Annotated in this window: 10 protein-coding genes; 9 read left to right on the top strand and 1 reads right to left on the bottom strand. The window is 67.7% G+C overall.

Annotated features, from left to right (window positions below):
* Positions 1 to 87 precede the first annotated feature (87 nt).
* The 4 genes from JWQ89_RS09240 (at position 88) to JWQ89_RS09225 (ending at position 5,090) form a co-directional block, all read left to right on the top strand.
* Positions 88 to 3,792: a glycoside hydrolase/phage tail family protein gene (locus tag JWQ89_RS09240; protein WP_299640337.1), complete on the top strand. Its 3,705-nt coding sequence runs from the start codon at positions 88 to 90 to the stop codon at positions 3,790 to 3,792.
* Positions 3,785 to 4,060, top strand: coding sequence for a hypothetical protein (locus JWQ89_RS09235; RefSeq protein WP_299640336.1), 276 nt, complete (start codon positions 3,785 to 3,787; stop codon positions 4,058 to 4,060). Before JWQ89_RS09240 ends, JWQ89_RS09235 begins: the two co-directional genes overlap by 8 nt.
* 392 nt (positions 4,061 to 4,452) lie before the next feature.
* Positions 4,453 to 4,809, top strand: coding sequence for a type II toxin-antitoxin system PemK/MazF family toxin (locus JWQ89_RS09230; protein WP_299640335.1), 357 nt, complete (start codon positions 4,453 to 4,455; stop codon positions 4,807 to 4,809).
* 137 nt (positions 4,810 to 4,946) lie between these two features.
* Positions 4,947 to 5,090 (top strand): hypothetical protein, encoded by a 144-nt coding sequence (locus tag JWQ89_RS09225; RefSeq protein ID WP_299640334.1) that lies wholly within the window; start codon positions 4,947 to 4,949, stop codon positions 5,088 to 5,090.
* Between the two features lie 97 nt (positions 5,091 to 5,187).
* On the opposite strand, the gene JWQ89_RS09220 is transcribed toward JWQ89_RS09225, so the two are convergent.
* Positions 5,188 to 5,529 carry a helix-turn-helix transcriptional regulator gene (locus tag JWQ89_RS09220; RefSeq protein ID WP_299640333.1) on the bottom strand — a complete coding sequence of 114 codons (342 nt, stop codon included), beginning with the start codon at positions 5,527 to 5,529 and terminating at the stop codon, positions 5,188 to 5,190.
* A gap of 136 nt (positions 5,530 to 5,665) precedes the next feature.
* On the opposite strand from JWQ89_RS09220, the gene JWQ89_RS09215 reads away from it, so the two are divergent.
* The 5 genes from JWQ89_RS09215 (at position 5,666) to JWQ89_RS09195 (ending at position 10,171) form a co-directional block, all read left to right on the top strand.
* Positions 5,666 to 5,962 (top strand): hypothetical protein, encoded by a 297-nt coding sequence (locus tag JWQ89_RS09215; RefSeq protein WP_299640332.1) that lies wholly within the window; start codon positions 5,666 to 5,668, stop codon positions 5,960 to 5,962.
* A gap of 97 nt (positions 5,963 to 6,059) precedes the next feature.
* Entirely contained in the window at positions 6,060 to 6,719 is a 660-nt protein-coding gene (locus JWQ89_RS09210; protein WP_299640331.1) for a response regulator transcription factor, read from the top strand.
* 226 nt (positions 6,720 to 6,945) lie between these two features.
* Entirely contained in the window at positions 6,946 to 8,334 is a 1,389-nt protein-coding gene (locus JWQ89_RS09205) for a HAMP domain-containing sensor histidine kinase (RefSeq protein WP_299640330.1), read from the top strand.
* A 22-nt stretch (positions 8,335 to 8,356) separates the two neighbouring features.
* Positions 8,357 to 8,845 carry a hypothetical protein gene (locus JWQ89_RS09200; RefSeq protein WP_299640329.1) on the top strand — a complete coding sequence of 163 codons (489 nt, stop codon included), beginning with the start codon at positions 8,357 to 8,359 and terminating at the stop codon, positions 8,843 to 8,845.
* A gap of 120 nt (positions 8,846 to 8,965) precedes the next feature.
* Positions 8,966 to 10,171: a hypothetical protein gene (locus JWQ89_RS09195; protein ID WP_299640328.1), complete on the top strand. Its 1,206-nt coding sequence runs from the start codon at positions 8,966 to 8,968 to the stop codon at positions 10,169 to 10,171.
* The last annotated feature ends 26 nt before the right edge of the window (positions 10,172 to 10,197 follow it).

The raw sequence follows: 10,197 nt of genomic DNA, 5'->3' as shown, positions 1-10,197 counted from the left end.
TTGTGTCGCGGGACCCCTCATCCGGCGCTGCGCGCCACCTTCTCCCTCAAGGGGAGAAGGCACTGACTGAAACATCGGAGATTCAACATGGCAACCTTGGCTCTGTCCGTGGCGGGGCAGTTCATTGGCGGTGCCGTCGGTGGGCCGATTGGCGCGACCATCGGGCGGGCGCTGGGGGCGCTAGCGGGCAGTTTCGTCGACCAGGCGCTGTTTGCGGAAAAGCCGCAGGCGGTGGCGGGGGCGGATGTGCGGCTTTCGGGCTCGGCCGAAGGCGGGGCGGTGCCGCGGCTTTATGGGTGGAGCCGGCTCAGTGGGAACATCATCTGGGCGACGGAGCTCGAGGAGATTGCGAGCGAGGATTCGGGCGCCAAGGGGACGGCGCCGGCGGAGCCGCGCGAGATCGTCGCGAGCTTCGCGGTGGGGTTGTGCGAGGGCGAGGTCAGCCGGCTGGGGCGGATCTGGGCGGATGGGCAGGTGCTCGAGACCGAGGGGCTGGCGGTTCGGTTCTATCGCGGGACGGAGACGCAGGCGGTCGATAGCCTGATCGAGGCGGTGCAGGGCGAGGGGGCGGCGCCGGCTTATCGGGGGCTCTGCTACCTGGTGTTCGAGCGGCTGCCGCTTTCGCCGTTCGGCAACCGCATTCCCAACATCACAGTGGAGCTTTGCCGGGTGGTGGGGGAGTTGGAGCCGCTGATCCGCTCGGTGACGGTGATCCCGGGGGCGACCGAGTTCGGCTACGACCCGGTGGCGCGGGTGCGGGTGGTGGGGCGCGGGGCGACGGCGCATGAAAATGCGCATGCCTCGGTGCTCAGGAGCGACTGGACGCTGTCGATCGACGAGCTGATGGAGCTCTGTCCGAACCTCGAGCACGTGTCGCTGGTGGTGAGCTGGTTCGGCGACGACCTGCGCTGCGGGGAGTGCACGATCCGGCCCAAGGTCGAGGCGGCGGAGCGGAGCGTCAAGGGCGCGAGCTGGGGCGTTGCCGGCCTGACGCGGGCGACGGCGGGGGTGGTGTCCCAGCACGGTGGTGGGCCGGCTTATGGCGGGACGCCCTCGGATGGCGCGGTGCGGGCGGCGGTGGCTGACCTTCGGGCGCGTGGGCTGGAGGTGACGCTTTATCCCATGGTGCTGATGGATGTTCCCGTGGGCAATCCGATGGGGCAGCCGGCTTATCCGTGGCGTGGGCGGATCACGTGCGAGCCGGCGCCGGGGACGGTGGGCTCGCCCGAGGGCACGGCAGCGGCGGATGCGCAGGTGGCGGCGTTTGTCGGGTCGTCGACCGGGTGGGGTTTTCGGCGGCTGGTGCGGCACTATGCGGCGCTGGCGGCGGAGGCGGGGGCCGAGGCGCTGGTGATCGGGTCGGAGATGCGGGGGATGACGACGCTGCGCGGGGCGGCGGGGTTTCCGTTCGTCGATGCCCTGGTTGAGTTGGCGGCGGAGGCGCGGGCAATCGCGCCGGGGGTGAAGCTGACCTATGCGGCGGACTGGAGCGAGTATCACGGGTTCCAGCCGCCGGAGGCGCCGGGAGACAAGCTGTTCCATCTCGATCCGCTCTGGGCGTCGGACGACATCGATGCGGTGGGGATCGACAACTACATGCCGATCGCCGACTGGCGCGATGGCGAGGACGGGCCGGATGCCGGGGCGGACGGGCCGTATGGCTTGGCCTATCTCGAGGCGGGGATCGACGGGGGCGAGGGGTTCGACTGGTACTACGCCTCGGACGCCGATCGGCTGGCGGGGGAGCGGACGCCGATCACCGACCTGGCGCATGGCGAGCCATGGGTCTGGCGGTTCAAGGACATCGCCGGGTGGTGGGGCAATGCGCATCACGACCGGGTGGGAGGGGTGCGCTCGGCGACGCCGACGGACTGGGTGCCGGGGTCGAAGCCTGTGTGGTTCACCGAACTGGGCTGCGGGGCGGTCGACAAGGGGGCGAACCAGCCGAACGTGTTTCCGGATGAGAAGAGCGCCGAGGGCGGGCGGCCGTATTTCTCGTCGGGGGCGCCGGATGGGTTGATGCAGCGGCAGTTTCTGCGGGCGCAGCTTTCGCACTGGGAGGGCGATCCGATGGTGGAGCGGGTGTCGCTCTGGACCTGGGATGCGCGGCCGTATCCCACGTTTCCGGCCGATGTGGAGACCTGGGCGGATGCGGAGAACCATGCGGCGGGGCATTGGCTGACGGGGCGGCTCGGGGCGCTGGCGGCGGATGAACTGGCTCGGGCGGTGGCGGCCGATTACGGGGTGGCGCTGGGGGCGGCCGATGTGGCGCCGCCGCTGGTGCATGGGGTGGCGATCGAGGGCGTGGTGTCGTGGCGCGATGCGACGGGCTCGGCGCTGGCGGCGGCGGGGTTGTCCGTGCGCGATGGGGCGGAGGGGCTCGAGCTGGTGCGACCGGGGGCGGTGGCGGCGACGATTGCGGCCGAGGGGCTGGTGAAGGACGACGGCCCGTTGGCCGCGCGGCGGCGGCCGGACCCGTCGGAGGAGGTGGCGCGGCTGGCGCTGGGATTCGTCGATCGGGAGCGGGATTATCTGGCGGGCACGGTGACGGCGATGCGGGCTGAGGGGGCGGCGACCTCTAGCGAGAATTCGGGGCTGGTGCTCGATGCGGCTTCGGCGCGCTCGGCGGCGGAGCAGCTGCTGATGGCGGCGAGCGCGCAGCGGGACACGCTGGAGTTTGCGCTGCCGCCGTCTGCAGCGGCGCTCGAGGTGGGCGACGTGGTGGCGGTGACGGGCGAGGGCGAGGGGCCGTTCGAAATCGCAGAGATCCGCGATGGATTGGCGCGGAAAATTTCTGCGCGGGCTTTGCCGCCGGTGTTGCGGGCGGCGGTGTTGAGCGACCGGCCGGCGCGGGTGGCGGCGGGGCCGGCGCCGGCGGCGGAGCCGGTTCTTGTGGCGGCGCATCTTCCGCCGGATGCGGGGGCGCCCGGACAGTCGCGGCTGTTGCTGGCGGCTTATGCGACGCCGTGGCCGGGGGAGGTCGATGTGCAGCTGGTGGCGACGGGGGCGGGGATCGCGCGGCTGTCGCGGGCGGCGGCGGTTGGGGAGTTGGTGACGCCGCTGACGGCGGGGCCGGTGCATGTGCGGGATCGGCGGAGCGTCGAGGTCTCGATCTCGGGCGGGCACTTGGCGCCGGTGGATTTCGAGGTCGCGCTGGCCGGGGCCAACCGGATCGCGGTCGAGACCGACGCGGGCGAGTGGGAGGTGCTGGGCTTTGGCAGCGCCGAACTGGTGGCGGCGGGGCGATATCGGCTGACCGATCTGCTGCGCGGGCTTGGCGGCAGCGACGTGGCGATGGGGCCGGCTACGGTAGGCAACCGGGTGGTGGTGCTTGACGGCAATGTCGCGGTGCTGCCGGTGGAGCCGGATTGGCTCGGCGGCGAGCTGGCGCTCAGGGCTTTTGCCGGGCGGCACGATGCGACGGGGACGGCATTTTCGGCGGTGCTGGGGCTGGGGTCGGTGCTGGCTTTGCCGCCGGTGCATCTGCGCGCGGTGCGCGGGGCGGGCGGCGATATCGCGCTCAGCTGGGTGCGGCGGAGCCGGGCCGATGCGGGCGCCTGGGCGGCGATGGAAGTGCCGCTCGAGCATGTGCCCGAGGGCTATCGGGTGACGATCTTCGATGGCGCGACGGCGGTGCGGAGTTTCGAGGTTTCGGCGCCGGCGGCGACCTACGCGGCGGCGGCGCAGGTGGCCGATTTCGGCGCGCTGGCGGCGGCGTTCGCTTTCACCGTGGCGCAGCTGAGCCCGGTGTTCGGGGCAGGACACGCAGAGGCGGGCAGTTTCAATGCGTAAGACGATTTTCGACGGGCTGGGCGAAGCGCTGGCCCGGCAGCGGCTCCGGCTGCTGATCGCGCTTCTTTCTCACAACCTCAGGAGGGTTCTGGTGAATTTCGGGATTCTGGACGGCTTCAAGACGTACATCGTGGCGGCGGCGATGGTGCTGGCGGCGATCAGCCAGCTGGTCGGCGTGGACCTGCCCAGCTTCGAGGGGCAGGCGGCGGGGCAGCTGCTGATGGAGGGGCTGGCGATCTTGTTTTTGCGGAAGGGGATCAAGGGGTGAGGGAGAGACACTCCTGACGTCACTTTGTCGCGCTATTAACTCTTTGTTCAGGGAACCTATGGCGTAGTTGATCCGTATATACTATGTATCGCCAGCGGACGGCACGCGCCGACGTCCGTGAACGCCACACCCAGACCACGGCGCATCATGGAGCTCGACATGCAAACCACAATCAGTAGGTGGGGCAACAGCCTCGCCCTGAGGCTGCCTAGTCACGTGACAAAGGAGGCTCGGCTGGTTGAGGGTGTTTGCGTGGATGTTGAAATAGACGACGGATCAATTCGCATAACCCCCACCCGCAAACGCTTCAAACTGGCAGAGCTTATCGTTGGACACACCGCTAGAAACCAAACTGGCGAGGTAGACTGGGGTAAGCCAGAAGGCGAGGAGATTTGGTAGAAGACGTAGCCTATCAACCAGAACGAGGGGACTTCGTCTGGTTGACCTTCACGCCTCAATCAGGAACGGAGCAGGCCGGTCGCCGGCCTGCTCTCGTCGTATCGCCGCGCGACTTTAACATTGCCACCGGACTTGCGGCCGTCTGCCCCATCACCAATACCAAAACTGGCAGTTCGTTCGAGGTCGAAATCCCGCGAGGGGTGAAACTGACCGGCGTAATTCTGACCCACCAGTTTCGCACCCTGGATTGGATCTCTCGCGACGCGCAGTTCCACAGCAAGGCGAACCAGGATCTGATGTGGGAGGTCGTCGGACGCATTGAGGCGATCCTCTGCATTGATGCAACCTAGCCAGCACTAGCATTCGATGCCGCGTGGATATACATTGTATCTACGCTCTGTTTCCATGCATGATTCGCAGGGCGGAAACGCTGGGGCGTTTAGGGGTTCGGACCCGCCGTTCGATGACGCAGAAGGAATAGAAAGAAATGGCCACCCGCCAATCTTCAAGCAAGCTGTCCACTCTGGCCAGCAAGGTGCTTTCGGGCACTAAGACCCCCACTAAGGCCGACGCGGTGAAACTCGCGGCCTCCGTCCTCTCGCAGGATGAAAAGAAGGGGCAGCGCAAGTAAGCGCTGCTCATGGACCGGCCCACGGGCCGGTCCTACCTCATCCCACGTTCAGCCATTGGATCGGGAATTGACGCTGGTGCCAGCCGCTGGGCCCCACTCAAGCCAGATCGTCCAACGACACCCCCAGCGCACCTGCCAGCTTCTTCAGCGTGTCGACAGACCCCTGCTTCGATCCTGACTCGATGTTGGCAATCTGGACCCGGTTGACGCCGGAGGCCTCGCTGAGGGCGAGCTGGGTCAGGCCGCGGAACTCCCGGTACACGCGCACCGGGCTTTCGCCGGCGATGAGCCGGTTGGCAAACTCGGCGGGGATGAGCTGATCGTGGCCGGCGGCAAGGGCGGCCTTGGCGCGGTCGTAGGCGGCGATATCGGCGAGGTCCTCGGCGGCCGCAAGCAGGCGCTCGTACTCCGCCTTGGGGATGGTCACCATCTCGTTCATCTGCAGTCTCCAATCGGTCGTAGACGACGCCATCTTCCATGATGACGCGCCAGTCTCCAACCTACAGCGTGCGCAATGACGAAGGCAGCGTCCCCGTTCATCGCATATTCAGCCTCCTGCCCCCATATAGCCTCCCATGAGACAGATTGTGACATTGGTGGCGGCCGGCGGGTTGGCGCTGGCGCTGGGGCTCGGCGTTGCTGCGCCGGTTTGGGCGCAGGAGGGGCAGTGCCTTTCCAAGCGCGAGATCCAGCAGAGGATCGACGATGGCCAGCTGATCCAGCTTTCCGAGGCCCTGGCGGCTTCGGGGGTGGATGGCAAGATCATCAGCTCGCAGGTGCGGGTGTGCCTGGTTGGCGGCCGTCTCGAATGGCAGGTCAACGTCATGGATTCCAATGGCGAAAGCAAACCTGTGAGCTTGCCGGCCCAGTGAGGCCTAACGTAAAATCCATCGCGGACATGGTCTCGCGCGCAGGGCCGGCTCTCGCCGGGTGCAGAGACGGGTCGCGGCGGCAAAAGGGGACATAGCGATGCGCATTCTCGTCGTGGAAGACGACACCAATCTCAATCGCCAGCTGAGGGATGCGCTGACCGAGGGGGGCTATGTCGTCGATGTGGCGTTCGACGGCGAGGAGGGGCACTTCCTCGGCGACACCGAGCCTTATGACGCGATCGTGCTCGATATCGGGCTGCCGCAGATGGACGGGCTCTCGGTGCTCGAGGAATGGCGCCGCGCCGGCAAGAAAACCCCGGTGCTGCTGCTGACCGCGCGCGATCGCTGGAGCGACAAGGTGCAGGGGATCGACGCCGGCGCCGACGATTATGTGGCCAAGCCCTTCCACATGGAGGAAGTGCTGGCCCGGGTCCGCGCGCTGGTGCGCCGGGCAGCGGGGCAGGCCAGCAACGAGATCAGCGCCGGCTCGGTGCGGCTCGACGTGAAAGCGGGGAAGGTGACGGTCGACGGGCACTCGGTGAAGCTGACCAGCCACGAGCTGCGGCTGCTGAGCTACCTGATGCATCACAAGGGCAAGGTGATCTCGCGCACCGAACTGACCGAGCACCTATATGATCAGGACTTCGACCGGGATTCCAACACGATCGAGGTGTTCGTCGGCCGGCTGCGCAAGAAGCTGCCGGAGGATTGCATCCAGACGGTGCGCGGGCTTGGGTATCAGATCGCTGAGGATTGAGGACGACCATTCGTAGCGCCAACCCATCGCCGAGCTCTCGGCCTATCACCTTCTCCCCTTGTGGGAGAAGGTGGCCGACAGGCCGGACGAGGGGTCCGCAACCGAACGTTGCGCGCGCGGAGCGAAGCGGCGAGCGACGGAGTGCGCGGAGAGAGACCCCTCGTCCGCCCTTCGGGCACTTTCTCCCGCAAGGGGAGAAGGCATATCGGCCGAGGGATCGGCGGCCATGAAGAAGCGTTCCATTGCCGCTTCGCTGTTTCTGCTGTCGGCCGGGTGGCTGATCGTGGCGCTGGTGGCGACGGCGTTCCTCCTCACCGAGCTCTATTCGCGGGCGCTGGATAACTCGCTGGTCGATACGCTCGAGTTCCATATCGAGACGCTGACGGACCTCAGCCTTCTCTCCGACACGCCGAAATCCGACCAGATCAAGGTCGCCGATCCGCGCTTCGACCGGACGGGCTCGGGCTGGTACTGGGCGATCCGCGACGACAAGGGCGAGCTGCTCAACTTCTCCAATTCCTATGTCGGCATGGTGCTGGGGCCGCTGCCCGGGCCGTTCGATGCGAGCAACACCAAGTCTGCGATCCTCACCGACCCGTTCGACATCAAGATCCGGGTGGTCGAGCGCGCCGTGACGGTGAACGGCATGCCGCTCCACATCATGGTGACGGGTTCTCTCGACGAGATCCTGCAGCTGGTCGACGAGTTCCGCGGGCAGACGCTGATCGTCCTGGGTGCGGTGGCGATCATGCTGGCGGTGATGTCGACGATCGTGGCGCGCATTGCGCTCAGGCCCGTGCAGCAGCTGCGGCGCGAGGTGGAGCGGGTGCGCGAGGGCGATGCGGCGTCGGTCGCCGGGGCCTATCCGGCCGAGCTGGCGCCGCTGTCCGAGGAGATCAACGAGCTGCTGCGTGCCAATGCGCAGATCGTCGAGCGGGCGCGCAACCAGGTGGGCAACCTTGCGCATGGGCTGAAGACGCCGATCGCGGTGCTGCGCAACGAGGCGAGCGCGGACAAGAAAAACGGGCTCGCCAAGGTCGTCGCCTCGGAAACCGAGAAGATGAGCCAGCTGGTGAGCACCTATCTCGACCGCGCGCGGCTCGCGGCGCGCTCGACCGTGGTGGGCAAGAAAGCCGACCCCACCCACGTGATGCTGCGGCTGACCCGGGTGATGCAGAAGCTCAACCCGCGGGTGACCATCGCCATGGTCCGGCCGGACGCCTCGCTGCCGTGGTTCCGCGGCGACGAGAGCGATCTCGAGGAAATGGCGGGTAACCTGCTCGACAATGCCTGCAAGTGGGCGAAGTCCTCGATCGGGGTGACGGTGGTGGCGGAGCGGACCCCGACCACGGCGAACCTGCTCATCAAGATCGACGACGACGGGCCGGGCCTGACCGAGGAAGAGGCGACCAAAGTGTTGCGCCGCGGTGTCAGGCTGGACGAGAAGACCCCCGGTTCGGGCCTCGGGCTGGATATCGTCAAGGAACTGGTTGACGTCTACGGCGGCTCCCTGCAATTGAAACGCTCGGTGCTGGGAGGCCTCCTGGCAGAGCTGCGGCTGCCGGCCGCAAAGGTGGCGGGGTTCCGTACTTTCGCCTCAATACGCAAGGAATAAGGGCACCGCCCCAGGGGACTTCATGCAGCACATCGTCCGCGCCCTCCCAGTTCTCGCCATGCTCCTGCTCGCCGGTTGCAGCATGGGCCCCAGCACTTCCGACGTGGCCCTTGGGCCGACCTTGCCGCAGCCGAACTCGCAGCTGGCGACGCAACCCACCATCACCCCCGCTTCGGTCCCCGCTCCCGGCGCCATTCAGACGGCGAGCGTGACGATGAACGACGTGACCTCGTTCATCGATCCGTCGGTGGTCGGGCAGCTGAGCGCCAAGGACAAGTCCGAGGCGGCGAGCGCCCAGTTCAACGCCCTGACCTTCGGCCGCCCCGGCGCGCCGCGCGCCTGGTCCGGCGACAAGGGCACCGGCGGCACGGTGACGGTCGGCCCCTATGTGCGGGTCAACAATATCGACTGCCGCGACTTCACCCACACGGTGACCATTGCGGGGACGCCCCATGCCCGGAAGGGCACCGCCTGCCGCGAGATCGACGGCACCTGGAGCGTCGCCGGCTAAGGGCCTCCGGCGTCGGCTGACGCCGATGTGATCGGGCGCAAGGGCCTGAATAGTCATTTGTTTACCGGCGGGCGCTAGGGTCGGGGCTTACTCTTGGCCCCCTCGCGCCCACCGGTTTCCATGCCTGATAGCCCCACCCTCGTCCAGAAGCTCGAGACTGCGCCGTCGCGCCGGCCCAAGCCCGCCGGGCGGCCGTTCTTCGGCCTCATCGATGCGGTGCTGGTGCCCGATCCGGCAGGCTTCGATTTCGACGGCGCGGTGTCCGAGACCCATGCCGCGGCGGCCTGGACCTGGATGGTGCGGGACATTGCGCCCGACCTCATCGATGCCGGGGCGACGGGCGACGAGCCCGGGGCGCGCGAGGCGCTCGACGCGCTGATGCCGGAACTGCTGCAGCGGGCCCGCGCCGCTCTCGCCGCGACCGCTGCAGACGCCGAAATGACGCGCCGGCTGAAAGTCCAGTTCGGCGGCGAGACCGCCTTCGAGCGGCTGCCGGTGGTGCTCAATGCACTCAAATGCCGGAGCCTGCTCGACAAGGCACAGGCCTTCGGCCGCGCCGCCAACGGCATGGCCGACGAGGCGGCGCTCGGGCTGGCGCTGCAATCCATGCCGCTCTCCGACCATGCCGTCTCGGCGTTGCTGATGCAGGCGGCGATGGGGCAGGTGACCAATCCCAGCAAACTGGTGACCGCAGTGATTCGCCTCACCGGCTCGGCCAGCGAGAAGGCGGTGCAGCGGGCCGGCTTCGGGCCGCTGGTCGACGCCATGCTGAGCCACGCGCAGGCGCAGGTGCCGGCGCTGCAGCAATATGGCGCCTTCGCCGATATCGACCTGGTCTGCCGCGCCATCGACCGCTTTCACCGGCTGATGCGGGCGGTGACCGGGTTCATCGAACTGGGGCGGCTGTCGCGCTGGTCGATGCTGGTCGCGGCGGTGACCAAGAACGTGTCGGAGGTGGTCGAGCCCAAGCTCCGCGACGTGACGCTCGACGTGAACCTGGCGCTGCGGCGCCACCAGGGGACGGACCGCCTCGACAGCGATCAGGTGCTGGCGGCGCTCAACGGCTGCTACGTCCTGGCGACGGTGCGCGATTGCCGCGACTCGCTGGCGCTCAACGCCATGTTCGACCAGATCTGGACGCAGGTCGGCCAATCGCTCGAGGTGCACGTGCAGCGCAACCTCGAGATTTTCCGCCAGAACCCGACGGACCGGGTGACCGGCGCGCGGCTCGATGCGGCGATCAAGATGGCGGAACTGCGGTTCAATACGGAATATGCGGACGTGCTGCGGCGGGCGCGGGACGGGGCGGAGAAGCGGGCGGGGTAGGGTGGTTGCTCCGGTTCGCGGCCATG

Source organism: Devosia sp., from assembly GCF_028290645.1.
Taxonomy (GTDB): domain Bacteria; phylum Pseudomonadota; class Alphaproteobacteria; order Rhizobiales; family Devosiaceae; genus Devosia_A.
The sequence above is the reverse complement of the archived record's forward strand: the minus strand, read 5'-3'. Positions and strand labels throughout refer to the sequence as shown.

Bases quoted from the DNA above. Each gene is read 5' to 3' on its own strand.
- JWQ89_RS09240 (WP_299640337.1), top strand. From the start codon at position 88: ATGGCAACCTTGGCTCTGTCCGTGGCGGGGCAGTTCATTGGCGGTGCC.
- JWQ89_RS09235 (WP_299640336.1), top strand. From the start codon at position 3,785: ATGCGTAAGACGATTTTCGACGGGCTGGGCGAAGCGCTGGCCCGGCAG.
- JWQ89_RS09225 (WP_299640334.1), top strand. From the start codon at position 4,947: ATGGCCACCCGCCAATCTTCAAGCAAGCTGTCCACTCTGGCCAGCAAG.
- JWQ89_RS09220 (WP_299640333.1), bottom strand. From the start codon at position 5,529: ATGAACGAGATGGTGACCATCCCCAAGGCGGAGTACGAGCGCCTGCTT.
- JWQ89_RS09215 (WP_299640332.1), top strand. From the start codon at position 5,666: ATGAGACAGATTGTGACATTGGTGGCGGCCGGCGGGTTGGCGCTGGCG.
- JWQ89_RS09210 (WP_299640331.1), top strand. From the start codon at position 6,060: ATGCGCATTCTCGTCGTGGAAGACGACACCAATCTCAATCGCCAGCTG.
- JWQ89_RS09205 (WP_299640330.1), top strand. From the start codon at position 6,946: ATGAAGAAGCGTTCCATTGCCGCTTCGCTGTTTCTGCTGTCGGCCGGG.
- JWQ89_RS09200 (WP_299640329.1), top strand. From the start codon at position 8,357: ATGCAGCACATCGTCCGCGCCCTCCCAGTTCTCGCCATGCTCCTGCTC.
- JWQ89_RS09195 (WP_299640328.1), top strand. From the start codon at position 8,966: ATGCCTGATAGCCCCACCCTCGTCCAGAAGCTCGAGACTGCGCCGTCG.